Origin of the sequence: Granulicella tundricola MP5ACTX9 (assembly GCF_000178975.2) — a bacterium.
Classification (GTDB): Bacteria; Acidobacteriota; Terriglobia; order Terriglobales; family Acidobacteriaceae; genus Edaphobacter; species Edaphobacter tundricola.
The window spans coordinates 2,357,278-2,384,018 of record NC_015064.1; the positions used below are offsets into that span (position 1 = coordinate 2,357,278).

Here is a 26,741-nt window from a genome sequence, read left to right on the forward strand (position 1 = left end):
TCGGATATTTTCGGTATCACTCACGGCTGCAGGGGTTTGTGTATCCAATCAGAACCAAGGATCTGAGTCAGGTCCGAGCCATGAATCTCAAGAAACTCACTGACATCCTTGAACTCACTCGGTATGCAGCAGACCCTCACCTCCAGAGCTTGATCCTTGAGGCTGGCAACAACCTTCTGAGCATGAGTGACTCCAGTCTTATCTTTGTCGTTGTCAGGAAGAATGATGACTCGCTTGCCTTGCAGGCTGTGTGAGTATGAAGCCTGCCACTTGTGGGCACCACCAGGACAGGTGACCACCGCAACATCCTTCAGCGAAGTGATTTCTGATGTCAGGCGTAGCGATCTCACGTTGTCGCAATCCTTCTCTCCTTCACAGATCACAACCACGTCTGCCTCATCGACATCACCTAGCCCGTACAGCATCTTGGTAACACCATCCAAGTTCCATATCCATTTCTTAGGATTGTTTGGATCGGGCCGGCGCTGCAGAAAGAGCTTACCTTCGTTGGTCTTGTACCGGAGCACTTCAAACTTTAGTATGCCGGCTGTGTTCCGGTACTGATAGCTGGCCTCAGGCTGCCCCAGGTGGCCCTTCAGCAACCCTAGGGAGATAAGGACACCAATCAGTCGGGGCAGAGCGTCCTTAGTCGAAAGGTCTTCACCTTTGCTTTTGGCAACCCATTGCTCAAATGCAATCAGCTTGCCACCCCTGTCACACGCATGACACTTCCAGGTGCCGTGATCATTGAGATCTACAGTCAATGATGGTCTTGAGTCGTTATGGACTGGACAGTAGACTGTCAGCGAACCTGTTTTCGATTTGAATGGTCCCTCGGTGTGATGCCGGAAATAGGTCTTCAATCCTGTGGGGCTCACATCGTCCAGGTTGATTGGCGCAATATCTCCCTTGATTCCTCTTACTAGCGCCTTGCCGGTGCTGTGGTCCAGCAATTGATATGTGTAACCCAATGGAGTCCGCATGACAGAGACCAGTCCTTCCTGCTCCAATCTCCCGCGTGCAATCTGAACTGTATCGGCATCCATTTTCAAGGCGTCACCAAGTTCATTTGCGGTGAGAAGCATCTGGACTTTGGTGCCTTCCTGCGCCTTGTAGCAGAGGTAGGTGTATACCGCGAGGGCAGGGAAATTCAGTCTTCCCCTGTTGAACACTCCCGATTTGGAAAAAAGACTCTTGGGTAGCTGAAAGTGAAGGATGCCATTGGCGTGAAGGATGTTAGACATTAGGCCGCATCCTCCGACTTGCGTGGCGTTTGAAGTTGGCTGCTGATCTTGACAAGCTTCTTGCTGACTGCCTGCTGGGTTATCCCTAGCACCTGTGCAATCTGCCGCTGAGTGTGCCCAGCTAGATGCATACCAGTAGCGTCTCTCAGTCCGGGATCGAGCATGGGCAGTTTCGCCATCCGCTCCAGGTAAAGAGCATCTTCATCTCGTTGGGGTTCGATGTGCTTGCTGCCCCTGAGCCATTCGTTTGCATCCCTCCGATTTACAAGATCCTTCGTCACATAATTTTCATCCTCATCGGTGCTGTCCTTCCCCGTCTGAACACTCGGGAACATCTTGTCGTGCTTTGATATAGCTGTATTCGCATCAATGCGCCCGTTGGTCCAGGAGCGAGTAACGTAATTCGCTGGCTTTTCCAAACGCTCTCCAGCTATCTTTTTAGCTGCAAGGGCAGCCATCATTTCGATGGCAAAGTCTTGCTGGAAATCATCTGCTTGCTCACGGCGTTTCACATTTTCACTAGCCATCACCATCCGCGTCTTCCCTACTAGAAAATGATAAAGAGTCTCAAAGAATGCACACGCATCGTTTGATTTAGCGGCATCGAACCAAGTGTTGTAGTCGGCATTAAACTTTTCATCAGTGATCTTGATTCGCGTAAGTTTGGTAGACGCAGTTGGCTTTTTCTTCCCCTTGCCACGCACGGCCGTCTTAGCGTCCAAGATGACCCGTTTTGCATCCTCAGCATCTTCCAATCTTGCCTGATACGAGTGCAGGCTCATGGGACGGTTGCGCTGCCACTCCAGCCACTCCTGTCCTGACAAGACGTTTGGCTGTCCAATCATTGGAAAGTTAGGTGTTGAATCAACGACCTGCTTAGCAGCGTTGTCGAGGCTATGTCTTGAATGCTCACCGTAGCTCGCTAGAATCTCAATAGCACCCTGATACTGGTATCCATCCAATAGTGGCTTAGACAGGGATTCATCGTTCTGATCTGAGATCAGAGCGTCAACGAGAATGGTTGCAAGCCACGGGCCAGGACTGCTGGACTGAGGGCCAAAAGAACCTTGGAACTTGTCCGTCTCCTTGAGACGCGGGCGCTTTTCTTGCTGATGTTGCTCGGTAAATCTCTCTTGTTTCCTGTTCAAAGTGTCACTCTCATTGCTCCGGTGAAGCCCAAAGGGCAAAATTACGACAAGCATCCCCATCCCCCACACGGGGGTCGGTGGCGCGTCAAGTTGTGGAGTGGTGCTGTGGTCCTAATTCAAGGGCTGGGAGCTTGAGTCAGATGGAAGTGATCGGCCCTCGCAAAGCGAACTAGTTCACCGTGAGTGATCATCACCTTTTTACCCAAGCGGCGTGTGGCAAGTTGCTTCTGGCTAACGAGCCAATCGAGCGACCGTGTGCTGATCGATAAAACGTAGGCCGCACTCTTACGGTCATACAGGAGCTTCTGCGGGGCAGGAGAGAGCGAACCCACCACGTAGGCAGGAAATACAGGCAGAGACAAAACTTCGGGCATTAGTTCCTTGGCTGCGAACTCCCGACAGACACACGTCTGCCGGGGCCGCGCTGTTCAGAATAAAAAGTGGGCAGACCATAGGCGAAGACGCGCGCTTGCATTATCGTCGGGTTCTGTGTGTGCTGTTTGGGTCTGCTCTTGTTATTCGTCGGTGAGCATCCGACTACCCGGTCGCTATCGCGTAGGGACCTTATTGATTAAGCTGTTAGGGTCAGCTTGAAGTTTTATTGCAGTTACTTTGGGAGTCTTGCCATCTCGCGTAAATGGATGGCAACACAGTCTCCAATCTCCTGCTCTTGACAGTCGAGCCTAACCTATGTTGCTGCCAAGGTCAAGCACTAAGTAGCACTATGTGCTGCTCGTCACTCGACCGCTACCAGCTTTTCTATGGCGGAAAGGTTATGCGATGGCGACAGGTGGGAATACCGCATAGCCATAGCAAGAGTTTTGTGCCCCGCCAACTGAGCAATTGTTCTGATGTCCACGCCTGCCATGGCAAGACGGCTGCAGAAGGTATGCCTCAGCGAATGCCAAGTGAGATCGGTAATACCGGCCTCCTCTGCCGAAGCCTCGAACCACTTTCGGGGTGTGTTGATTGCCTTGCCATGCCGGGAACTGAACACCCGGTCGGCTGGCTTCTGCCCAGCCACCACTAAAGACCTAAAGGCAGCCTCGCAAGTTGAGTTCATCGGGATGTGCCGGGAGCTTCCGTTCTTCGTTTCGTCCAACACAATCTCCTTCCGCCCGAAGTCAATCGCCTCCCAAGTCAGTGAGAACTGTTCAGAGAGGCGCATACCAGAGTTCAAGGCAACGTCTAGAGCCGGGATGTAGCAGAGCCGACCGTTCTCCATCGCTGTCCTGAGTGCCTTCTCTTCATCCGGCAACAGGTAACGCACCCTAGCATTGTTCTCTGCCCTTGCAGCCACCAAACGTGCCGGGTTCGCCTTCACCTTCCCGTTCCTCATTCCCTGTCGGTAGACAAGGCTAATAAGGGCACGATAACGGTTCTTCGTGGCGGGAGCCAATACGTTTTTCCCTTTGGTCCGGTAGTCAGTCAACCAAGAGTCGATCATCTGGGGTGTGAGGTCAGAGGCAGCCACGAGGCCGAACTCCCCAGTGAGCATCTTCATCCTGCCCATTACGGTCTTGATGTCCTTAGGGTGGAACTCGGCAGACCATGCGAGGGCCTCCTCCGCCAAGACCCCGAACGTCACACCCTTGTGACGGAGATTGGGGGCCAACTTTGCTCCTGCCCTGAGTTCCGTCTTGCGCTGCCGGTAAAGTTCGATGGCATCGCCCTTGCGTCCTACCTTCTCACGCTTGCGTACAGTTCCCTGCTTGTAGCAGATCCACCAAACCCCACTTCCGGGTTCCCGTTCGTAAACGCCTCTAACCTTTGCTGGTGCTTTACGTGTCGCCATGTATCAAGTTTACCAAGTGCCACTACAAGTGCCACCAGCCAAAAGTGCCACCAAAATGGAAAAGCCCTTCAAGCTACTGAAGGGCTTTATATCGTTGATTCTATGATGTTTATGTGGTGCCCGAGGGGGGACTTGAACCCCCATTCCCTAAAGGGCGACGGATTTTAAGTCCGCTGTGTCTGCCGATTTCACCACTCGGGCCCTGCTTCCACCAGCCCCTATCCTAACGCAAGCCAGCCCTGCTCCCCACCTTACGACTTCGGCCCATACAACGTCTTGTACATCTCCCGGTTCCTCATAATCGCCTGCACGTACTCCCGAGTCTCCGTATACGGAATCGACTCCACATACTCCGCAATGTCCTTATAATCCCCGCTAGCCATCCAAGACCGAACCGGCACATCGCCCGCGTTATACGCCGCCAGCGCATACTCCGGCTGCCCGCCAAACCGGTCGAGCACCCCCCGCAGGTTCCGCGTCCCAAGCTGCAAGTTCAAAGCCGGATTCAGCAGCCACGAAGTCTGAAACCCCCGCAACCCTTCCTTCTTGGCATTGTCTTTCCCTGTCCCGGGCAGCAACTGCATCAGCCCATAAGCCTTCGCGGGACTCACAGCACCAGCGTTGAACTCAGACTCCTGCCGAATCAGCGAAGCCACCAGATAAGGATCGAGCCCATTCTTAGCCGCATCGCTCGTCAGATCCCCCCAGAACGGCTGCGGAAACATCAGCCGCCAGTACCCCATCGGCACCTGGCTCGTCGGCAGCGAGAAGAACGAGATCCCGGAGTGCTTCATCGACTGCAGAGACCGCGTAATCTCCCCATACGACGCATAGATCTGCGCCTGCGCCAGCGCGCCCCACTCACCCGACCCCGGGCTCGCCGCAATCTCCGGCCCAATGTACTCATTCAGCGCCGCATTCGCCAGCAGCTTCGCCTTGATGTAGTGCGGATCGCCCACCGGAATCACATCCGTCAGATCAGGAATATTCAGCTTCCTTACGCTGCTCAACACCGGCGACGCAGCCGTCTCGCCCGCCTGCCGCCCAATCACCGCCAGCCGTTGCCGAGCCAGCACGCCATAGTAAAAATTGTTGTAGTTAGCCGAAAGCGCCCGATAGTAGTTCGCCGCCTGCCCAAAGTCCTTCTCTTCATCCTCATAGATCCGCCCCCGCCAATACAGCGCGGAAGAAGCCTCAGTCCCCGCAGCATACCGAACCACCTGCTCATCCATCAGCCTCGCAGCCTCCGGATACCTCCGCAGCCTGTAGTTCATCCACGCCATCCGCCAATGTGCGGAAGGAGCATACGTGCTGTTCGGAAAGTGCTGCACCAGCAGCCCATAGTGGTACAGCGCCTGGGTCGAATCATGCGTCAGCAGATACATGTTCCCGCCCGAGTACAGTGCCTCCTCCGTCCACCGGCTGTTCGGATACTTGTCCACCATCTGCGTGATGATCGATTGGTGACTCACCCTATCCTTCTCCGTACGCGAGATCTCCGCATACAGATAAAGCTTCAGCGCAGCCGTGTCATCCGTCGTCGCCGGCAGTTTATCCACATCCCGCCGCGAGAGCCGTTTCAGCTTCAGATCGCACACCGCGCTATAGATCTCCAGCGCATCCCGATCCGCCTGCCCCAGGCTCGAATCGTTCTTGACCGACGCATACTCGATGCTCGCCTCGCCATACCGCTTGGCGTTGAACAACTGGTCTGCATGCACCTTGCGCTCAGCCGCCGTAGGCCCCTGGCCCATCGCCAGCATCTGCGCCCTTGCCTGCCCCGCTTCATAGCTCAGAGGAGTCGCAACATAGATATACCGGTAAAGCCCCGCCGCCTTCCCTGATTCACCCTGCGCCTGGTAAGCCTTCGCCAGCGCAAACTTGTAGTCGACGTGGTCCGCCTCAGCCGTCCCCGCCACCGCCTGCAGCGCGCTCACCGCGCCGCTTGGATTCTTCTGATCCAGATAAGCGTTCGCCAGCAACACCGGAGCCGTCGCCGCGAAGATACTGTCCGGGTGCCGATCCCCAAAGTGATCCAGCAGCCCATACGCCTCACTGCCCCGCTGCGCCTGGATCAGCGCCTGCGCCCCCAGGTAGTCGGCGTAGTCGCTCAGCGCATCGCCCGCCGCATCCACGCGCTTGTACGCATCCGCCGCGTCCGCGTACTTGTGATCCAGCGCATACGCATGACCCAACGCCAGGTAAGCCGTAGCCGCCCCAATCCCCGGATGCCCACCCGCATATGTCAGCACCCCGTTATAGCTCGCACCGGACCGCGTCGAAGCAAGCTGCTGCGCCATCGGCCTGAGCTGTGTCGTCGCCACAAACGCCGAGTTCAGCTTCACCACCTGCGTCGTCTCCGCCGCACTCCGCTTCGCCTCCGCAGCCTTCTCGGCCTTGGTCAATTTGCGTTCCGGCAGCTTCTTCTCGCCGCGACCAGAAGCGACAGCCTTACCCTTCGCACCCTTGGCCGCCCTGGCAGAAACCGCACCCTTCTTCCCTGCCTTACCTGTAGCCGCCTTACCCTTCTGCACATGACTCGCAGCCTTAGCCGGCTTCTTCAGAGCCGAAGCCCACGCACACCCCGGCAACCCCATCGCACCAGAAAGGCAAACCGCCGCAAACACCCCAACCCTGATCCCAGAACCCAAACCCAACCTCACAAACCTGCAGTCACCCTAAACTCTAGCCGCAACCAGCCCCCACCGCACATCAAAACCCCACCAACAGCCATCGTCCGAATCAAACCAGATACCCGCCTCGCCCCAAAGCGGGTCATTCTGAGCGCAGCGAAGAACCTCCGTAGTTGCTTTTGCCGTTGCAGTTGCTTTTGCCGTTGTCTGTTCTACAACAATCACCATCAACTAGACGATTCCATTGACCTTCTACTAAGAAAGCGGTAGAAATTGCGCCATGCTGCCGCTTGCCTTCGCCTTCATCGTCTTCTTGTTTCTCTTGGTAGGTGCCGTGGCTTTTGTTTTATCGGCACTCGTGCCACGTCTTCGTCGATTCGCCTTCAGCTCCTCATTGTGGATAGCCGTCTGGGGCCCATGTACGGTGCTTTTAGTAACACTCGCAGGCGTAGGAATCTTCACGGGCGCAGCGATAACGCAAGGCGGGCACCTGCAAGCTGTTCGCGCACCGCAGCTTCTCAAAGCGGTCGGCTGGTCCTACCTCGTTTGCGGCGTTCTGGGGACACTCGTAGTAGCCACCGCAACCGCTTGGATTCACCAAGCCCTGATCCAGCGAGTCACGTTCGCCCTTTTCCGGATTTACGCCACCCTGGTCGCGGGCGGAATCGGGTCGGTCTTCGGTTGGGCCTTCGGGTGGTGGATCGCGGCCCACAGTCTCAGCCACGGATGGGCTCTCTGGCTCGCCAGCATGCTTGTATTGATCCCAGCGTTCGGAGTCGCGGCCTATAAGAGCGCAGGGCAGCTACGGGAGACCCACCCGCCCATTTCACCTGGATCACCCCCGAAGAATTTACCGGATCGTGACTCCCGCAAACCGAGGCTGAGACCCGACTTAGCCGACCTCCACATTGCCCCAACGCGAATCCCCATTTACCATGAGCCTTGCCTCACGTTTGAGTCCAGAAACGTGCAGCCGTCATCCAATGTCGTATGCATTCTCTGACGACTGCCCCAAACGTTGCACAAATACCGCCGCACCCATTCCTTATGCCTGCCATCCAATCGCCAGAGAACGAAATCCCGACCGAAGAGATCCACCCCGACGTAGCGCTCGTCGCACGGGCCAGAGAAGGCGATGCCTCAGCATTCGAACAACTCGTCAAGCAGTATGACCGGCAGATCTTCCGCGTCGCCCAGCACATCACGCAGAACCGTGAAGACGCCGAGGACATCACGCAGGACGCCTTCTTCAAGGCCTACCAGAAGCTTGACCAGTTCCAGGGCAACTCCAAATTCAGCACCTGGCTCGTCCGCATCGCCGTCAACGAGTCCCTCATGCGCCTCCGCAAGCGCAAGACCAGCAAGACCGTCAGCATGGACGAAGACGTCCAGACTGAAGAAGGCTCCATCCCTCGTGACTTCGCCGAGTGGCGTCCCAACCCCGAGCAGAACTTCAACCAGGCAGAGCTCGCCGACATTCTCCGCAAGACCATCCAGGGACTTCCGCCCGGCTTCCGCACCGTCTTCACCCTGCGCGACGTCGAAAACCTCTCCACTGAAGAAACCGCGGAGGCGCTCGGTTTGAGCGTCCCCGCTGTCAAATCCCGTCTTCTCCGAGCGCGTCTGCAACTGCGCGAACGCCTCAGCCGCTACTTCAAACAGGGGAAGAAGGAAGGCCAACTCGCATGACCTGCACAGACTTTCTCGCCAAGCTCACCGACTACTTCGACGGCCGCGTCGCTCCCGATCTCCTCATCGAAGTCGAACACCACATCGCCGAGTGCAAGCACTGTGAGGTCGTCCTCGACTCCACCACCAAGACCATCAACATCTATCGAGACCACGAGATCTACGACTTCCCCCCAGAGCTGGAGCACCGCCTCACCAGCGCCATCATGAACCGCTGCATCCCCGGCCGGGCAGCAGCTCCCGCAGCCCGCCAGGCCGTCAAGTCCTAGGCACAAATCCGGGTGCCCCATCCTCAGACCGCAGTCTCATCGCGGGATAGGGTGGGGTATCGATTGCGGTAGCAATCGACCGCTCTTCCCCCCCACAAATTTCGTCGTTCTGCCCAGGCCGCAACTCTATGCCCATCACCATCCGCGACTTCAATCCCGCCATCTCCACCGACCAACCCGCCTTCCAATCCCTCAACGAAGCCTGGATCACCAAGCACTTCCGCATCGAGCCCGCCGACGCCGCAGCCCTGGCCCACCCCAAAGAAAAATACCTCGACCAAGGCGGCCACATCTACCTCGCCTTCCAAAACGAAACCCCGGTCGGCTGCTGCGCCCTCATCCTCATCACCCCCGGCCAGTACGAGATCTCCAAGATGGCCGTCACCCCCGCCGCCCAGGGCCAGGGCCTCGGCCGCCAGCTCCTCACCCACACCATCGCCCAGGCCTGGAAGCTCAACGCCACCCGCCTCTACATCGAAACCAACAGCGCCCTCGCCCCCGCCGTCCACCTCTACGAGTCCCTCGGCTTCCGCCCCGTCCCCGCCGAGCGCCTCACCAAATCCCTCTACACCCGCGCCAACGTCTTCCTGGAGCTCTTCCGCTCCTAGCCCACCCACTCCGCCAACTCCAGCAGCGACACCTCCCTGGACCCCGTCACACTAGACTTCCACCCCGGCTCCGCGAGCACATTCGTAGGCGCAAACCCAATCGCCCCCACAATCACCTCGCCGATCAACCGGCTCCCCAGCGCCCCCAGCCGCGAGCTCTTCGGCCCTCCCACAGCCTCCGCCTCCTTCAAAATGTAGTACCAGAGCGGCGTCCTGAAGTGTCCCTTCTCCATATACAGGTGATGCGCCGCCTCATCCGGCTCAATCTTCCGCGTCGCCAGCCGTTCGATCCCATAGAACTTCGCCAGGTCCTCCCCCGCACAAAGCCCCACCTGCCTGCTCCGGATCAGATTCCTCTGCGGCAGGTTCCCGATGTACTTGATATCGTCCGGAATCGCGCTCTCCGGCAGGTCGAACACCACGCTCGTCACCTTCCCATCGATCCGGTTCGACCGCAGCGGCGTAGCCCCACCCAGAAACGTCCCCCAGTCGATCACATGCTCCGCCACCAGCTCCTGGCTCCCCCGCAGATCGCTGAACAGGTTCTTCACCGCCCCCGTAGAAGTCTTCCCCCCACTTGAAGTCAGCGAGTTATCGAACAACCTCACCATTCCCCCAACGCCCGGATTCACCCGAAGCCCAAACCGCAACTGGCTATGCCCAAACCGGAACCCGATCGCAAACTCATGCGGCATACTAGCCGCCAGCTTGCCATCCACAAGATTCTTCCACGGCTTGTACTTGAACTCCCCAAAATCCGGCTTACCGATCTCCCCCAGCAGCCACGCCAACGTCGCCGGCTCCAGAATCGCAGGCAGATAGTCCGTCAGCAGCACCGATTGCCAGTTAAACAGCGTCTCCCGGTAAGCCTCCTCAAATCCCAGCCCCCCGGCCATCAGCTTGTTATGCACCTTCATCACCAGCAGGTGGATCTGCAGGATCATCTGGTTCTCGTCATTCCGTTGATCCCCAATCAGCGCATTCCCCACCTCATCCCGCACCAGGTCCTCGTACCCCCCGCGATCCACCATCCTGAACCGTCCATCCGCATGAAAGATCTTGGAAAACGGAGCCGTCAGCTTCGTCCTGTTCGCCCCATACACGCTGTCCAGGTCGATCAGCGGCGAAGCCGTATTCGCCACCTCATCCGTCTGCACCTCAAACAGGTCCACCGCATTCATCGTCAGGTCGTGGTCGATAAACTGCCCCACAAACGTAAACGCCGCCGGCACCTCCGGGCTCTCGAACACCCCCGGATCGCTCTGCTCCAGCCCCGGGTCCGAGTAACTCACCCCCGTACCCGGAAACGCAATATGCGACATCAAACTCGAAGGAATCGTATAAGCCTTCCCCGGCACCAGGTGCTGGAAGAAGCTCGCCATCGTATTCCCCAGCCCATTCACAAACGTACTAGCGTCCTCAGCAGACATCGCCGCAGCCCCACTGCCCCGCGTCAACATCGGCACCAGCCGCGCCGTCATCATCTCCGTATCGAGCAGCGTATAAACGCCCCCATGCTTCATCAACCCGGTCAGCACCTGCCGCGTCGGGTTGCTCTCATCCAGCACCTCCGGCTTCACCGTAATGGCCTGAACCGCGCGAAACTGCGCCTGCTGCAAAGACTCCGTACGTGAGTTAGCGATTGGCATAAGACCTTATACAACCTCCCCGCTTTTTTCGCCCGTCATTCTGAGCGCAGCGAAGAACCTCCGTAGCTGCTGTTGCTGTTGCAGTTGCCTGTTTTGGCCCGTCATTCAGAGCGAAGCGAAGAGTCTCAGTAGTTGCTTTTGCCCTTGCAGTTGCTTTTGCCGTTGCCGTTGCCGTTGCCGTTCGGATTAGAGGGGGGCTTCAGCCCCCCGTCACGAGGCCCAAAAAGCATGGGGCTTTAGCCCCGGCCCCTTGCTCCTGTCTCCTCCAAGCCCGTCATTCTGAGCGAAGCTCAGAACCTCCGTATTGGCAGTTGCAGTTGCGGTTGCCATTGCCGCTGTCTGTTCTCGCCCACCATTCCTCCCAATGCGGATTACCCTCACCCTTGCCCCCTGACTACCTACCCACCCATCCGTGGTAATCTTCACTCTTAGATTCTGGTGTCGGGAAGGCGGTGAAACTCCGTCACTACCCCGTAACTGTAAGCGCCGAGAGCACGAACAAGCCGCAAGGCAAACCACTGAGCCCGAAGGGCTTGGGAAGGTCGTTCAAGACTCGCTGAAGCGCAAGTCAGGAGACCGGCCAGATCAGCTTTCGGCCCGTTCAGCTCCGTAGGGAGAGCTGAAGAGCACTGCCGCCCGTCTCCACCACCGGAGACCCGTGGGCGCAGCCGCTTCCATCCGTCATTCCCCTTTTTGTTTAGGTATAGCTGCCGCCGGAGCGTATGCACGACACCCCCAAACCCCCGGTCACTCTGATCTTAGGCGGAGCCCGTAGCGGCAAAAGCCACCACGCCCAGAAGCTCGCCGCCCTCTCAGACCGCGTCCTCTTCATCGCCACCGCCACCGCCGTAGACCCGGAGATGAGCGAGAAGATCACCCGCCACCGCCAGGACCGCCAACGCGACCGCCTCGACTGGACCGTCCTCGAAGAGCCCCTCGCCCTCGCCGAAGCCATCCACACCCACGGCCCCGCCCACGATGTCATCCTCATCGACTGCCTCACCCTCTACACCGCCAACCTCCTCACCATCCCCCCCGCCGCCGTCACAGAAAACGTAGCCCTTTTCCTCGAGACGCTCCAGGCCCCACCCCGCCCCATCATCCTCGTCTCCAACGAGGTCGGCAGCGGCGTCGTCCCCTCCTACGCCTCCGGCCGCCAATATAGAGACCTCCTCGGCGAGCTCAACCAGCGCGTCGCCGCCATCGCCACCGGCGTCCTCCTCATGGTCGCCGGCCTCCCCCTCACCATCAAGGCCCGCCAGCAGTGAGCAATCCTTTGCAGACCGCCTTCCTGGTAGCCGGAAACGCCTCCGGCGTAGGCAAAACCACGGTCACCCAAGCCCTCATCGCCGCCCTCCAGCGCCGAGGCCTCGTCGTCCAACCCTTCAAAGGCGGCCCGGACTACCTCGACACCACCCACCACACCCGTCTCGCTGGCCGCCCCGCCCGCAATCTCGACACCTGGCTCCTCCCGCATGAAGCCAACCGAGACCTCTTCACCGCAGCCACGCAAGATGCAGACGCAGCCGTAGTCGAAGGCATGATGGGCCTCTTCGACGGCAAAGACCCTCTCTCCGAGACCGGCTCCTCAGCCGAGATCGCCCGCATCCTGGGTCTCCCCATCATCCTCGTCCTCGACGCCTCCAAGACCGCCCGCTCCATCGCCGCCACCGTCCTCGGCTTCGAGACCTTTGACCCTACCCTCCCCATCGCCGGCGTCATCCTCAACCGCATCGGAGGCCCCCGCCACCTCGCACTCCTCACGGCGGCCATAGAATCCCGCTGTAAAACCCCAGTCCTGGGCAGCCTCCCAAGAACCCCAGAGATCACCATCCCCGAGCGCCATCTAGGCCTACACGCCGCCGCCCAATCCACAGAAACCCTGCAAGCAGAATCCACCCTCCTGGCCGACCTAGCCGAACAGCACTTCAATCTCGAAGCCATCCAGTCCCTGCACCAGCAGGATTTCCCGTTACCCGCCAGTCCCTCGCCCCTAGTCCCTGGTCCCTATATTCCTAGGCCCTCGGCCCTAGGCCCTAGGCCCTGCTTCATCGGCATCCCCCGCGACGAAGCCTTCTCCTTCTACTACGAAGACAACCTGGACCTCCTCCGCTCCGCAGGAGCCACGTTAATCCCCTTCAGCCCCCTGGCCGACGCCGAACTCCCGGAAAATCTCGACGCCCTCTATTTAGGAGGAGGCTACCCCGAACTCCACGCCCAGGCCCTCTCAGAAAACCACTCCCTCCTCACAGACATCCGTAATTTCGCCGCCACCAACCGCCCCATCTACGCCGAGTGTGGCGGCATGATCTATCTGTCAGAATCCATCACCCAACCCAACACCCCCGCAATCCCCCTCACCGGCATCCTCCCCCTCAACATCGAGATGACCCCAAAACTAGTCGACTTCGGCTACGTCACCACCACCTTCACCCGAGACTGCCTCCTCGGCCCCACCGGAACCGTCATCCGGGGCCACAGCTTCCACTACTCCCGCCTCACCAATGAGCCGGAGTTGAACACCGCCTACCACCTCGACTACTCCCTCTCCAAACGCCAGGCACCCGAGGGCTACACCCGTGGCAACATCCTCGCCAGCTACGTCCACCTCCACTTCCGCGCCAACCCCGCAGTCGTCACCAACCTCATCGCCTCCATCGTAGCCGCCCGCCCAGCAGACTCCCTCACCCTCCACCTCGAAGAAACCCCGCAGCCCGTAGCCCAGCTTTCCCCAGCGTAGTGAAGAGAGAAATGACCCCAGACCTCCAGGACACGATCGCGAACATCCCGGCACCCGCCCCGGAAGCACTCTTCCGCGCGCACCTCGACACCCTCACCAAGCCCCTCGGAGCCCTTGGCCGCCTGGAAGACCTAGCCGCCCAACTCCAAACCCTCGGACTCACAGACCTCCGCAAAGCCGCATGGGTCTTCGCCGCAGACCACGGCATCGCAGCAGAAGGAGTCAGCGCCTACCCCGCCGAAGTCACCCGCCAGATGGTTCTCAACTTCCTCTCCGGCGGCGCGGCCATCAACGTCCTCAGTCGTCTCCACAACGCCCCCGTCCACATCGTCAACGCCGGCGTAGCGACCGCCTTGGACTCCGCCCCAACCCTACGCAACACCCCCATCCGCCCCGGCTCCCGCAACATGCTCCACGAACCAGCCCTCTCAGAAGCCGAACTGAATGAAGCACTTGCGCTTGGCATCGAATGTGCCGCTGAAGCTTCAGCCAAAGGCTTCAACCTCATCGCCGTAGGCGAGATGGGCATCGCCAACACCACCGCCGCCAGCGCCCTCACCGCAGCCCTCACCGGTCGCGCCCTCTACCCCGTTACAGGCAGAGGTACGGGCTTGGACGACGCCGCACACGCCCACAAAATCGCCGTCCTGGAAGCCGTCCTCGCCCACCACGAGCCCCACCTGACCACGCCGGAAGAGATCCTCCGCCGCCTCGGAGGCCTCGAGGTCGCCGCCATGACCGGCTTCATCCTCGGCTGCGCGAGCCACCGCATCGCCTTGATCATCGACGGCTTCATCTCCACCGCCGCCGCAGCCTGCGCCGTCGCGCTCGCTCCCCAAGTCCACTCCTGGCTCTTCGCCGGTCACCAGTCTCAGGAACCCGGCCACCGAATCCTCCTTGCCCACCTCAACCTCACCCCAATCCTCACCCTGGACATGCGACTAGGCGAAGGCACCGGCGCAGTCCTCGCCATGCCCATCCTTGAGTCAGCCCTCGCCCTCTACACTCAAATGGCGACCTTCACCTCCGCCGGAGTCTCCGCCGCAACCGCCCTCTAAAACACATCATGATCACCGAGCCTCAAACCCGCCCCGCAGCCCTCGCACGCCGAACCAACCCGGCGTACGCCCTGCTGGCTGCTGTACAGTTCCTCACCCGCATCCCCACCCCCCAGATTCCCTACACCGACCGCACCCTCTCAGACGCCTTGGCCTACTTCCCCCTCATAGGCCTCCTCATCGGCACCTTGGCCGCCCTGGTCAACCAGTTTCTCGCCCCTCACTTAAGCCGCCCCTTATCAGCACTCTGCACCGTGACCTTCACTGTCCTCATCACCGGCGCACTCCACGAAGACGGCCTCGCAGACTGCGCCGACGCCTTCTTCGGCCACCACTCCCGCGAGCGCACCCTCGCCATCCTCCGCGATAGCCGCATCGGCACCTACGGAGCCGCCGCCTTGGCCCTATCCCTCGGAGCCCGAGTCCTCCTCGTCGCCGCCCTCCCCCTCAACCACGTCTTCCCCTACCTCATAGCCGCCCACACCCTCGCCCGCTGGTCCCCCTTACCCCTCAGCTATCTCCCCCCGCCCGCCCCGAAAACGGCCAGGGAGCCCGGGTAGCCCAACGCACATCGTGGTTCACAATGGTGCAGTCCGTGGTGATTTGTGGTGCAATCGTGGTGTTTTCGTTGCACCGCAACGCAGCCATCCCTATTGCCGTAACCCTCCTCACAACAACAGCCTGCGCCGCATACCTCAACCATCGCATCCACGGCATAACCGGCGACTGTTTCGGAACCACCACGCAACTCGTTGAAATTGCAGTACTTACAGCCGGAGCATGGATTTAGGATGACAAACCTCCTCTTCATCCGCCACGCCCAAACAGATTTAGCCGGTACCTTCTGCGGCCAATCCGACCCAAACCTCAGTGAAATCGGCCTTTCCCAGCTCCCTAACCTCTTGGAACGCCTCGCGCCTCACGCCATCGACGCCGTCTACACCAGCGACCTCCGCCGCGCCCGTGAAACAGCAGAATCAATCACTTACGCCCGCCATATCCCCCTCAACCTCACCCCCGAGCTTCGCGAAATCGCCTTCGGAGACTGGGAAACCCTCACCTGGGAGACCATCGAGCAGCGCGACCCCACCTACGCCGCCCGCTGGGTCGCCGAGTTCCCCAATCTCCCCACCCCCAATGGCGAACCCATCACCCAATTCCGCCAGCGCATCCTCAACGCTTTGTATGACTTACGCCAAAAGGCCGCAACAACCAATATCGCAGTAGTCACCCACGCCGGCGTCCTTCGCGTTCTCCTCGAAGAGTTCGGTCACTTCTCCCCCCACCACGCCTGGGAGCGCACCCGCGACTACACCTGCATCGTCCACTGCACCCAAACCAGCCCAGAATCAACGCTGGTGATCCAACCATGAATCTCGAAACTCTAGAACTAATCGCCTGGGATCTCGATCCCTCCCCCCACCGCCCGAGCCGCATTCCTCACGTCCCGACCTTGGGACGTGATTTCTCAATCCCATCCCCAACCGTAATAGAATCATCGACAAACGCCACAGACTTCGCCCAAATCCAAACCCGCCCAGACCTACATGAGGAGTTCGCCGGCCTTGATTGGTCCCTGGCCGTAGTCGATCTCCGCACCCTCCAAGCATTCCAGCGCCGCCTCCACTTCGACCCCACCCACCCGACTCCAACGGTCAACCCGAACTCACTTCTAACCCTCGCCTTCCCCCCACCACGCCCTACCACCCACACCCGGCCCACCTCCACCACCATCCAGTCGCCCAACCCCGACCTAACTCTCCGCCCAACCTTTACCGGTTGGCAACTCCACGGCGGCAGCCCATTCCTGGAAGTCGCTTTGTTTCAACACCGAGCCTTCCTGCGCGACGGCTACCACCGAGCCCACGACCTCCTCCGCGCCGGCCTCAACGCCGTCCCTGCCGTCGTCATCCATGCCCGCACCCTCGACGAGATCTACCCCCAGACACCCAACTTCTTCCCAGAATCAACCACCTTCGCCCCCCGTCCCCCCATGGTCACCGACTTCCTCGACCCAACCCTCACCCTTTCCTACCCCACTCCCCGCGTCCTCAAAACCATTCGCATCAGCATCCAGGAATCTTTCGAACCAGAAATAAAGGAGTTACACCCATGAGCATCGCAACCAAGCGCGGCGACGCCGGCACCACCGGCCTCGCAGGCGGCATCCGCACCTCAAAATCAGATCTCCGCGTCGAGTCCTACGGCACCGTAGACGAGCTCAACACCGTGCTCGGCTTCGCCCGCAGCATCTGTACTCAAACCGACATAGCCGCCTGGACCGAGCAGATCCAGCGCATCCTCTTCCGCGTCGGCTCCGCCCTGGCCACGCCGCCCGAGTCCCGCAAAAAGCAGCCCGTTATCTCGACAGAGGACGTGGATTTCCTGACAAATCTCGTCTACCAGATCGAAGCCACAGACGGAATCCTCGCCGACTGGTCCCTCCCCGGTGCCAACACCCAATCCGCCGCCTATGAGATGGCACGCACCGTCTGCCGCCGCGCCGAGCGCCTCGCCGTCCGCTTCAACGAGACCTCCGCGCCGGAAACCCCGCTCGTTGTCCCCGAGGTCCTAGCCTTCCTCAACCGCCTCTCGGACGTCATCTGGCTCTTCGGCCGTCTCATCGAGGTCCGCGCCGGCGTCGACGCACGCCTCCGCACCGACGACACCGCCGGCCCCAAGTTCTCGCGGGCCTGGTAGCCCGGATTCATGCGGGCACGCGCAATCATGGTCCTCGGCACTGCCTCGCACGTAGGCAAAAGCCTCCTCGTCGCCGCGCTGTGCCGCATCTTCGCGCAGCACGGCGTACGCGTCGCGCCCTTCAAGTCGCAGAACATGAGCCTCAACTCCGCCGCCACGCCGGAGGGTCTGGAGATCGGCAGAGCCCAAGCCCTCCAGGCCGAAGCCGCCGGAATCCCGCCCTCCGTCCACATGAACCCCATTCTCCTCAAACCCTCCGGCAACATGACCTCTCAGGTCATCGTCCACGGCCGCATCCACGGCCAGTTCACCGCCGCCGATTACCACCGACGCCGCGTCGAAGAGCTTTTCCCCATAGTCACTGAGAGTTACGAGCACCTCGCCGCCGAATATGACCTCATCATCCTAGAGGGCGCAGGCAGCCCCGCCGAGATCAACCTCAAGGCCCATGACATCGTCAACATGCGCATGGCAGACCTCGCCGACGCCCACTGCATCCTCGTCGGCGACATCGATCGCGGCGGCGTCTTCGCCTCCCTCCTCGGCACCATCGAACTCCTCGAACCACACGAGCAAGCCCGCATCCAAGGCTTCGTCGTCAACAAGTTCCGCGGCGACGTCGCTCTCCTAGAACCCGGCCTCCGCATGATCGAAGCCCGCATCCACAAGCCCAGCCTCGGCGTCATCCCCCACTACCCCAACCTCGCCCTCGACGAAGAGGATTCCCTCGGCCTCCAGCAGATCGCCACCACCCCTTGGGCTCAGAGCGCAGACCCTGCACGCCCCCTCCGCATCGCCGTCATCGCCCTCCCATCCCTCTCCAACTTCACAGACTTCGATTCCCTCACCTCCGAGCCCTCCGTAGACCTCCGCCTCATCCGCACCGTAGAGACCCTTGCCAACACCGACCTTGTCATCCTCCCCGGCAGCAAACAAACCGTCGCCGACCTCGCTTGGCTGAACGAAACTGGCCTCGCCGCCGCCATCCAGGCCCATGCAGCAACAAGCCTCGTAGTCGGTATCTGCGGAGGCATGCAGATGCTCGGCCGCACCATCTCAGACCCCGGCCACATCGAATCCGACTCCGACGCCCCCATCGAAGGCCTGTCCCTCCTTCCGATAGAAACCACGATGCAGCCCCACAAAACCACCGTCCTCAGCAGAGGCGCCCTGCTTCCCACAACCCTCTTCAACCACCCCTGCCCCCCCACCGAACTCACCGGCTACGAGATCCACATCGGCACCACCACCTACCTCCCCAACTCCCATCCCTTTGTCCGATTAAATGACGTCGTCATTCTGAGCGAAGCTCAGAACCTCAGTATTTTGCCTGGATCACCTTCACCGCAACCAGAGCCAACCCCAGACGGAGCCATAGACCCCACAACCCGCATCTTCGGCACCTACCTTCACGGCCTCTTCGACGAAGACCCATTCCGCCATCTCTTCCTCACCAACGCCCGAGCCTTCCACCACCTCACCCCACCCGCCGCCCTCAACAACTGGAAGCACCACCGCGAATCCGCCCTCAACGCCTTCGCAGCCCACGTCGAATCCTCCCTCGACATGCCGCAAATCTTCTCCTGGGCCGGCCTCGACTATCAAGCTCTGGACAAAAAGTCATGACCTCGCGCCAAAGTTCGCGTGCCCCATCCACTCGCAGTTTCATCGCGATTGGGTGGGAAAGTAAGTGTCGATCAGCGGGCTCCTCGCGGCTCAGTCGCCCCACCCTCATCACCTCCGCCGCCACGCTGGACTGGCTCCTCGGCGACCCCGAATCCCTCCCCCACCCCGTCCGCCTCATCGGCAAAGCCATCGCCGCAGGCGACCACGCCCTCTACCGCGAAGACCGCACCCCCACCTATAACTTCCTCGCCGGCTCCGCCCTCACCTTCGCCCTCGTAGCCGCCACCTGGAAGCTCACCGCCGTCCTCATCAAGCATCTCCCCAAGCCATTCGAGATCCTCCTCGCCAGCACCTGCCTCGCCAGCCGCAATCTCGACGACGAAGCCCGAGCCGTCCTAACCGCCCTGGAATTAGACGATCTCCCCCAGGCCCGCCAGCGCATAGCCCGCATCGTAGGCAGAGATACAGCCCATCTCGACGAACCGGCCATAGCCCGAGCCCTCATCGAAACCCTCGCAGAGAGCGCCGCCGACGGCATACTCGCTCCCCTGTTCTTCCTTGCCATCGGCGGCGTACCCGCGGCTATGGCCTTCAAGGCCATCAGCACGCTCGACTCCATGATCGGCCACCGCACCAAGCGTTATCTCCACTTCGGTAAGACCGCCGCCCGCCTGGACGACCTCGCCAACCTCATCCCAGCCCGCCTCACTGCCCTGCTCATCCTCGCCACCAACCCCAGCCCGGCAGCCATCAGCACCTACAGCCAGGACCACAACAAACACGCCAGCCCCAACGCCGGCCACCCCGAATCCGCCATGGCCGGCACCCTCGGAATCCAACTAGGCGGCCCCAGCACCTACGACGGCGAGCCCCACACCGCCCCCATCCTCAACGCCTCCGCCCCGCTCCCCACCCGCACCTACGCACGCCGCGCCCTCCACATCACCCGAGCCGTCTCCCTTCTCGGCACAGCCCTGGCCATCGCCATCGCTTACAACACCACCCGCCGCAGGAGTCCCCAATGAACCTCCCTGCACACGGAGGCCAACTCCGCCGCATCGCCGCCCACTATGGCATCCCGGCGCACGAGATCCTTGACTTCAGCGCCAACATCAACCCCGAAGGCCCACCCGCCAGCGTCCTCGCCGCCCTCCACCGCGCGCTCGAAGACCCCGCGACCCTCACCAACTATCCGGATCTAGACCTCCAGGCCCTCAAGCAATCCATTGCCGATCATCTCAATCAAGCTGCTGTCATTCTGAGCGCAGCGAAGAACCTCGGCAGTTCGTCCGAAGCGGCAGGCAGTCTCCGTGCCCCATCCATTCGGAGCCTCACCCCGAATGGGTGGGAAGTATCCTCTCCCCCAGCCACCTCCATCACTCCGCAAAATCTCTCCATCGCCAACGGCTTCGTCCCACTCCTCGAAGCAACAATCCGCACCCGCAAGATCCGCCGCTGCCTCCTCCCCATCCCATCCTTCTCCGAGTACCGCCGCACCCTCGAACTCAACGGCGTAGAGGTAATCCCATATCCCCTGCCACAAAACCGGGTGCCCCATGTCCCGCTTCAGGGACGTGGGTTCTCCGGATCGGAACAGCCATTCCACTACAACCCGGAAGCCCTCCTATCCACCCTGAACCAAACCAACTCCGATGCCATCCTCCTCGCCAACCCCCAAAACCCTTCCGGCCACCTCACCCCAGCCGCCGTCCTCTCTGACCTCATCGCCAACACCCAGGCCACCATCCTCCTCGACGAAGCCTTCGTCGACTACGCCCCCACTGAATCTCTCACCACCGCCCCCCTCACGCATCCCAACCTGATCGTCTTCCGCTCGGTTACGAAGTTCTTCGCCATGCCCGGCCTCCGCGTCGCCTACTGCGTCTCCCACCCGGACACCGCCCGGCAGATCAATGAAATCCTCCCCCCCTGGCCCATAACCACCCTGTCGACCCACGCCGTCCAGGCCGCTCTGGCAGACGAGCCCTACCACCACCTCACCAGAACCCTGAACCAGACCCGCCGTGAATCCCTCTCCACCGCCCTGACCCAGCTAGGCATCACCCCTTACCCCGCAGCAGCCAACTTCCTTCTGCTCCCGCTCCCCTCGGATGCCCAGCAAATCTGGCAGTCCCTCCTCACAGACCATCAAATCCACCTCCGCACCTGCACCAACTTCGAGTCGCTCCCCGGCCCACACCTCCGCACCGCCATCCGCACCGAGCCAGAAAACGCCCGCCTCATCACCGCCCTGCGAGCCATCCTCTAACCCCCACACAACCGCCCCCAAACCATCTAAGCTGGAACAAGCTCCCCGCAAGCCGCGTGAGCCCCAAAAGCCATGCCGACTCTTTTAGCGACAGCCGCCCCCATCCGCAGCAAAGTCATCACCCTCTACATCGCCCTTGCCGCGATGAACCTAGGCGCATGGCTCTGGGCACTCATCGCCTTCCGCCACTATCCCGTCCTGCTCGGCACTGCATTTCTCGCCTACAGTTTTGGCCTCCGCCACGCGGTCGACGCAGACCACATCGCCGCCATCGACAACGTCACCCGCAAGCTCATGCAGCAGGGCCGCCGCCCCATCCTCGTCGGCTTCCTCTTCTCGCTCGGCCACTCCACCATCGTCGTCATCGGCTCCATCCTCATAGCCGCCACCACGGTCTCCATGCAGGGCCATATCGCAGCCTTCCGAGAGATCGGCGGCACCATCGGCACCCTGGTCTCCACCTTCTTCCTCTTCGCCATCGCCCTCGCCAACCTGGCCGTGCTGCTTTCGATCTACAAAGCCTTCCGAGCCGTCCGCCGCGGCGAGCCCTACCTCGACGAGGACTTCGACCTGCTCCTCAACTCCCGAGGCCTGCTCGCGCGCTTCTTCCGCCCCGTCTTCGCCCTCATCACGCGCGACTGGCACATGTACCCGCTCGGAATCCTCTTCGGCCTCGGTTTCGACACCGCCACAGAGATCGGCCTCCTCGGCATCTCCGCCACCGAAGCCTCCAAGGGCCTCTCCTTCTGGTCGATCCTGGTCTTCCCCACCCTCTTCGCCGCCGGCATGAGCCTAGTCGACACCACCGACAACATCCTCATGCTCGGAGCCTACGGCTGGGCATACGTAAAGCCAATCCGCAAGCTCTACTACAACCTCACCATCACCTCGGTTTCGGTCGTCGTCGCCTTCGCCGTCGGCGGCATTGAAGCCCTTGGCCTCGCCGCCGCCCACCTGCACCCCAGCGGCCTCTTCTGGACCCTCATCACCCGCCTCAACGAGAACTTCGGCACCCTCGGCTACGCCATCATCGCGCTCTTCGCCGCAAGCTGGCTCGTCTCCATCGCGATCTACAAGTACCGCCGCTTCGACGACCTCGAACTAAGCTCCTAGCGGTTTTACATCACCGCCGGAGCTTCGATCCCCAGGAACCCCAGCGCCCGGATCATCTCCCGCTTCGCCACAGCCGCAGTCCCCAGCAGTAGCGCCTTCCGCTCCGCATCCATCTCGTTCAAGATGTGGAACCGGTGGTAGAAGTTGTTGAACTGCTGCGCCAACTGAAACACATACTTCGCCAAGTGCGCAGGCTCTGCCGAGTTGATCGCGAGATCCAGCACAGCCGTCAGCCTTGAAACCGCCAGCCACGTCTCCCAGATCCCACCACCCTCTTCCCCACCCAGCAACTCCGTCAGCTTGTCCGCACCAGCCAGCCCAGCCAAAGCCTCACGCTCCGTCACCCCAGACTTACGAAAGATATTCGCAGCCCGCACGATCGCATACTGCACATACGGCCCCGTCTCACCCTCAAAGCTCAGCGCATCCTTGAAGTCGAACGCAATGATCGTATTCCGGTTGAACCGCAGCATGAAGTACCTTAGCGCACCCACCGCAATCTGCCCCGCAATCACCAACCGCTCGTCCTCAGTAAGCTCCGGCCGCCGAGTATCAAGCTCCGCCTTAGCCGCAGCCGTCAGCTTATCCAGCAGATCGTCCGCCTTGACGCCCAAGCCCTTGCGCCCCGAAACCTCAATAAACGGCCGCGCCTTATCCTCATCGCTGATCGTGTAGCCCAACTCCACCGCACACCGAGGCGTCAGCGCCACCTTCTCATAGCTGAAGTGCGTATACCGGTCCGCGGCATCCGTATACCCCATCCCCCGCAGCGCTGCGATCACATTATTCTGCGGGTCGCTCTGCGACGAATCAATCACGTTATAGATCGCATCAGCCTTCGCAAACACCGGATGCGCCGGATCGCTCGCGCCCATATCGCCGGTCGAGATCCAGCAAGTATGCGTCGCATACTCGTGAAACTTCACATACCCAAAGTCCTTCTCCAGCAGCCCGAACTTCCACAGATGATAAGCAATATCCTTCCCCACATAAGTCACCGTCCCATTCGACCGGACAATAACCTTAGCCTCCTCATCCGGCCCTGAATCCTCCGTAGCGCCATCCGTCCCAGCCCGCCGCATCACCCAGCATCCCTTGTTCTTGCCCTCGGTCTCCTGGTACAGCACACCCTTCTCGATCATCAGCTTCCGAGCCGCATCCCAAAAGTGCAAACTCAGAATCTCGCTCTCCCTCGGCAGAAAGTCATACTCGATCCCCAGCCGTTGCATCGTGTCCAGGTGCCGCCGCAGCACATCCGTCGCAACGATATCCGCGATCACTGCAATGTCATTACCCCCATGCTCCAGCGCATGCAGTGTATCCAGCCGAACCTGCTTCCGCCGCTGCAGCTCCTCCGCCGCAACGCCCGCCTCCGTGTACCACTGCGACACCCGCGCATACAGGTCCCAGCAGTAGAAATCAATCCGTTGATTCGTCTCGATCAGCTCCGTCAGCAACTCCCGAACGCTCTTCAGATCCTTCCCCAGCAGCTCCGTGAATCCCACCACCACATCCGCCACCTGCACCCCGGTGTTGTCGATGTAGTTCTGCACCCCAACGTCATAACCCGTCTTGTACTCGTCCTTCCGCAGCAGCCGCTGAAACGTATCCCCAAGGATCGCGTTCCGCAAATGCCCGATATGCGCCGCCTTATTCGGATTGATGCTCGTATGCTCGATCAGCCTGAACCCGGCCCCACCCAGGTCCGCGTGTCTATCCGCCGCAATGCTCTGCACCGCCGCCGCACGATCCAACCGCACATTCAGATACCCCGCCCCGGCGACCTCAACCGAAGCCACCCCAGGCAGACTAGCCAAATCTCCATTCAAAGCCTCAGCCAGCTCCATCGCGATAGCTCGCGGAGCCTTCCGTAGCCGCTTCGCCAGCTCAAACGCCACCGGCAGAGCAAGCTCTCCCAGCGCGATTGAAGGTGGCTGTTCCACCGCAAGCTGCGTCAGCGTGATCTCGTACTTTGAGGAGAGAAGAGCCTGGATACGGCCAAGAAGCGTCTGCTGAATTGTGCGATACATCGTCTGGGAACACCATGTCGATCAGGATAGGGTTGCCACTCCAGTTTACTTGAGTCGCAACCCCCATCCCACCCCGTATCAGTTCCCCGGACCCGCCGCCGTCGCCGCGGAAGCTGAACCAGGTGCAGGATGAATCAGCACCAGCGGCTCCTGGTCTCGAGTCTCCAGCTTCCCGTAAAAGCCACGAAGGTCCGGATATTCCTTCGTCAAAAAGATATGCTTCGCAATCGTCACATTCCGGAACATCGTGATGCTTGATCCGCTCTGCTTGCTGCTCGCCGTAAACCCGATCGAACCCGGCACGATCGCCGCATCCTCCTTCGGCGCAGACTCAACCGTCATCGTCGCCGGCAGCTTAAACCGCACTGCATCCTGCACGAAACTCGGATGATGCATATACACCGCCTGCTCGCGCTTCGAATCCGGAAACACCGGTTTCGCATTCACCTCAAACAGGTTCCCCGTAATCAGCAACCGCTTGCCCGTCGGCGTCCCCACCGCACCCTTAACCGAATAATCCACCACCAGCGGCTGATCCGGCTTGCTCAGGCCCGTCACATTCGTCACCCGAACCTCCATCCCACCCGGCAGCATGCGCTCCAGGTTGCTCCGCAGGTCCAGGTTCAGACTCGTGTCATCCCCTTTCAGAGCCTCCTGCCGCCAGTGCAGCGCCGGGTCGCCCAAATACGTCAACTTCACCGTGCCGGTCGCCTCCCCCTGCTCGTCGAGCGTCAGGTCTGCCACCCGTTTCACGCTCTCCTCCTTGTAATTGTCCAGAGGCGTCTCGATCATGTCAGTGCCGCCACCGTCGATCTGCCGAACTCCGCCCGACCCCCCGTGCACCCATGCCAGGTGTCTGTACTCGCAGTATCGCTGCCCCGGATCGAAGAACTCGTCCTTGCCGTTCACATTCACAATCGCAATGTCATCATCCAGTTGCCGGATATTCAGATACTGCGGAATGAACAGCCGCCGGTCGCGGTTTGCGACACCCATCACATATGCCTTGAACCCTGTGGCCCGCGCCATCGCCACAAACAGGTCTGAAAGCTGGTCGCCATTCCCGCGCTTGCGTGCAAGCACATCGTCTGTGGTGTTGAGCTGTTTGAAGCCGTTCGCCTTCTCCTCCTGGCTGCTCCGCTCGCGGGAAAAATCTGTATTCTCCAGCGTCATCACAGCCTCATACAGCTTCTTCAATTTCTGGTCCGGCGTATCGCCCGCCGCCACAGTCTGCTGCACAAACGCCTTGACACCGTTCCCCGGCCCTACAAACTTGTCCTGCCCCTTGGACCAGATCTTTCCTTCACTCTTCCAGAACTCGTCCATCGTCCGGTATCCGCTGTAAAAGAACATCACCCGATAACTCAAGCTCGCCGCCGGCGCCATAAACGATTCAATTGGCAGCGGCGCAATATCATGCACATCCAGATCAAGCTGAATGCCGCCTTCATGCTCGCCGTTCCCACGCATACCCCCCTTCGCGTCCGTCTGCTTGACCGTTGCACCCTCCGGCAGAATGGGCGTCCACGCAATGCGTCCCATCGTCTGGCCATGCTCGCCTTGCATCAACTGCGTCGTAGGCCGCCACATGTAGTGCGCCTTCCGCATGTACAGGTCGGACTGCACATACCAGTCGGGCGATTCAAAGTACGCGTCGTCATAGTGAAGCTTGTACCGGTACTCCAGGATGCTCCCCACCTCAACCGACGGCATCGTAAACACCTTCGCCATCTCTTTATAGTCGTGTCCCTTCGCAACCAGCTTGTCGTACGGCTTGCCCGTAAACGGAATGATTGTGCCATCCGGATGAATCGTCCGCCCCGAGATGCTGTCCACCTGCAGATGCGCGGAACCCGAAACATAAGGCAGCTCCACATTGGCGTACTCCTTGCCGCCTTCGGTTAGAACCTTGAGCCGGACATAGTAGCTGTGCATCCGCAGCCCATCGTCCGTAATCTGCTCCTTATACAGAAACACCGCAGGCGCACCCTTCGCACCCTCCTGCGAGGTCATCGAAAGCTCTTCAGCCGTAGGAGGAGTCCACTGCGCCCGAAGTTCAGAGGCACCCATCAATAATCCAGCAGAAGCAAAACAAACCAAGCCGCGCTTTCCAACCCTCAGAAGTTTCAAGAAATTCATCCTTTTCAAATCGAACTCACTGCCTCATCAC

The 26,741-nt window shown here is 60.4% G+C and carries 21 protein-coding genes, 1 tRNA gene, 1 pseudogene and 1 riboswitch; of the genes and pseudogenes, 14 read left to right on the forward strand and 9 right to left on the reverse strand.

Going from position 1 to position 26,741, the window contains the following annotated elements; genetic code table 11:
• Window positions 1-20: 20 nt before the first annotated feature.
• The 6 genes from ACIX9_RS10090 to ACIX9_RS25750 all read right to left on the reverse strand — a co-directional run bounded on the left by ACIX9_RS10090 (window position 21) and on the right by ACIX9_RS25750 (window position 7,544).
• Window positions 21-1,244: a CHC2 zinc finger domain-containing protein gene (locus ACIX9_RS10090; RefSeq protein ID WP_013580387.1), complete on the reverse strand. Its 1,224-nt coding sequence runs from the start codon at window positions 1,242-1,244 to the stop codon at window positions 21-23.
• Window positions 1,244-2,446 carry a hypothetical protein gene (locus ACIX9_RS10095; protein ID WP_013580388.1) on the reverse strand — a complete coding sequence of 401 codons (1,203 nt, stop codon included), beginning with the start codon at window positions 2,444-2,446 and terminating at the stop codon, window positions 1,244-1,246. Before ACIX9_RS10095 ends, ACIX9_RS10090 begins: the two co-directional genes overlap by 1 nt.
• A 682-nt stretch (window positions 2,447-3,128) precedes the next feature.
• Entirely contained in the window at window positions 3,129-4,187 is a 1,059-nt protein-coding gene (locus tag ACIX9_RS10105) for a tyrosine-type recombinase/integrase (protein ID WP_013580390.1), read from the reverse strand.
• A 114-nt stretch (window positions 4,188-4,301) separates the two neighbouring features.
• Window positions 4,302-4,388, reverse strand: a tRNA-Leu gene (locus ACIX9_RS10110).
• 50 nt (window positions 4,389-4,438) lie between these two features.
• Window positions 4,439-6,850, reverse strand: a complete 2,412-nt coding sequence (locus tag ACIX9_RS10115; protein ID WP_041597041.1) for a transglycosylase SLT domain-containing protein — start codon at window positions 6,848-6,850, stop codon at window positions 4,439-4,441.
• A 400-nt stretch (window positions 6,851-7,250) separates the two neighbouring features.
• Entirely contained in the window at window positions 7,251-7,544 is a 294-nt protein-coding gene (locus tag ACIX9_RS25750) for a hypothetical protein (protein ID WP_157477461.1), read from the reverse strand.
• A gap of 323 nt (window positions 7,545-7,867) precedes the next feature.
• On the opposite strand from ACIX9_RS25750, the gene ACIX9_RS10125 reads away from it, so the two are divergent.
• The 3 genes from ACIX9_RS10125 (at window position 7,868) to ACIX9_RS10135 (ending at window position 9,386) form a co-directional block, all read left to right on the forward strand.
• Complete coding sequence (locus ACIX9_RS10125) at window positions 7,868-8,509, forward strand: sigma-70 family RNA polymerase sigma factor (RefSeq protein ID WP_013580393.1); 642 nt, start codon at window positions 7,868-7,870, stop codon at window positions 8,507-8,509.
• The gene (locus ACIX9_RS10130) at window positions 8,506-8,778 is read left to right on the forward strand and encodes an anti-sigma factor family protein (RefSeq protein ID WP_013580394.1); all 273 of its coding nucleotides are present in this window, start codon (window positions 8,506-8,508) and stop codon (window positions 8,776-8,778) included. The genes ACIX9_RS10125 and ACIX9_RS10130 overlap by 4 nt, the downstream gene beginning before the upstream one ends.
• Before the next feature lie 128 nt (window positions 8,779-8,906).
• Window positions 8,907-9,386: a GNAT family N-acetyltransferase gene (locus ACIX9_RS10135; protein ID WP_013580395.1), complete on the forward strand. Its 480-nt coding sequence runs from the start codon at window positions 8,907-8,909 to the stop codon at window positions 9,384-9,386.
• Here ACIX9_RS10135 and ACIX9_RS10140 read toward each other — a convergent pair.
• Entirely contained in the window at window positions 9,383-11,035 is a 1,653-nt protein-coding gene (locus tag ACIX9_RS10140; protein WP_013580396.1) for a peroxidase family protein, read from the reverse strand. The two genes, ACIX9_RS10135 and ACIX9_RS10140, sit on opposite strands and share 4 nt — an antisense overlap.
• 396 nt (window positions 11,036-11,431) lie before the next feature.
• A riboswitch (cobalamin riboswitch) is annotated at window positions 11,432-11,634 on the forward strand.
• A gap of 123 nt (window positions 11,635-11,757) precedes the next feature.
• Between ACIX9_RS10140 and cobU the strand changes: the two genes are divergently transcribed.
• The 11 genes and pseudogenes from cobU (at window position 11,758) to ACIX9_RS10195 (ending at window position 22,541) form a co-directional block, all read left to right on the forward strand.
• A complete protein-coding gene (gene cobU, locus ACIX9_RS10145) occupies window positions 11,758-12,303 on the forward strand; it encodes a bifunctional adenosylcobinamide kinase/adenosylcobinamide-phosphate guanylyltransferase (protein WP_013580397.1) in 546 nt (181 codons plus the stop codon).
• On the forward strand, window positions 12,300-13,775 hold the full coding sequence (locus ACIX9_RS10150; protein ID WP_013580398.1) for a cobyrinate a,c-diamide synthase: 1,476 nt from the start codon (window positions 12,300-12,302) through the stop codon (window positions 13,773-13,775). The genes cobU and ACIX9_RS10150 overlap by 4 nt, the downstream gene beginning before the upstream one ends.
• A gap of 11 nt (window positions 13,776-13,786) precedes the next feature.
• Window positions 13,787-14,833, forward strand: coding sequence for a nicotinate-nucleotide--dimethylbenzimidazole phosphoribosyltransferase (gene cobT, locus ACIX9_RS10155; protein ID WP_013580399.1), 1,047 nt, complete (start codon window positions 13,787-13,789; stop codon window positions 14,831-14,833).
• 8 nt (window positions 14,834-14,841) lie between these two features.
• Window positions 14,842-15,623 (forward strand): annotated as a pseudogene (gene cobS, locus ACIX9_RS10160) (adenosylcobinamide-GDP ribazoletransferase).
• A 1-nt stretch (window position 15,624) separates the two neighbouring features.
• Window positions 15,625-16,206, forward strand: coding sequence for a histidine phosphatase family protein (locus ACIX9_RS23745; protein WP_013580402.1), 582 nt, complete (start codon window positions 15,625-15,627; stop codon window positions 16,204-16,206).
• Window positions 16,203-16,949, forward strand: coding sequence for a hypothetical protein (locus tag ACIX9_RS25755; protein ID WP_013580403.1), 747 nt, complete (start codon window positions 16,203-16,205; stop codon window positions 16,947-16,949). The genes ACIX9_RS23745 and ACIX9_RS25755 overlap by 4 nt, the downstream gene beginning before the upstream one ends.
• Window positions 16,946-17,533 carry a cob(I)yrinic acid a,c-diamide adenosyltransferase gene (locus ACIX9_RS10175; RefSeq protein WP_013580404.1) on the forward strand — a complete coding sequence of 196 codons (588 nt, stop codon included), beginning with the start codon at window positions 16,946-16,948 and terminating at the stop codon, window positions 17,531-17,533. The genes ACIX9_RS25755 and ACIX9_RS10175 overlap by 4 nt, the downstream gene beginning before the upstream one ends.
• 9 nt (window positions 17,534-17,542) lie before the next feature.
• The gene (locus ACIX9_RS10180) at window positions 17,543-19,159 is read left to right on the forward strand and encodes a cobyric acid synthase (RefSeq protein WP_013580405.1); all 1,617 of its coding nucleotides are present in this window, start codon (window positions 17,543-17,545) and stop codon (window positions 19,157-19,159) included.
• Window positions 19,156-20,184: an adenosylcobinamide-phosphate synthase CbiB gene (gene cbiB / locus ACIX9_RS10185; protein WP_013580406.1), complete on the forward strand. Its 1,029-nt coding sequence runs from the start codon at window positions 19,156-19,158 to the stop codon at window positions 20,182-20,184. The genes ACIX9_RS10180 and cbiB overlap by 4 nt, the downstream gene beginning before the upstream one ends.
• Window positions 20,181-21,428 (forward strand): pyridoxal phosphate-dependent aminotransferase, encoded by a 1,248-nt coding sequence (locus ACIX9_RS10190; RefSeq protein WP_013580407.1) that lies wholly within the window; start codon window positions 20,181-20,183, stop codon window positions 21,426-21,428. Before cbiB ends, ACIX9_RS10190 begins: the two co-directional genes overlap by 4 nt.
• Window positions 21,429-21,500: 72 nt before the next feature.
• Window positions 21,501-22,541, forward strand: coding sequence for a HoxN/HupN/NixA family nickel/cobalt transporter (locus ACIX9_RS10195; protein ID WP_013580408.1), 1,041 nt, complete (start codon window positions 21,501-21,503; stop codon window positions 22,539-22,541).
• Between the two features lie 5 nt (window positions 22,542-22,546).
• Here the strand turns inward: ACIX9_RS10195 and ACIX9_RS10200 are convergent, their stop codons facing one another.
• Window positions 22,547-24,571: an arginine--tRNA ligase gene (locus ACIX9_RS10200; RefSeq protein WP_013580409.1), complete on the reverse strand. Its 2,025-nt coding sequence runs from the start codon at window positions 24,569-24,571 to the stop codon at window positions 22,547-22,549.
• A gap of 78 nt (window positions 24,572-24,649) precedes the next feature.
• A complete protein-coding gene (locus ACIX9_RS10205; protein WP_013580410.1) occupies window positions 24,650-26,641 on the reverse strand; it encodes a DUF3857 domain-containing protein in 1,992 nt (663 codons plus the stop codon).
• Window positions 26,642-26,741: the final 100 nt, after the last annotated feature.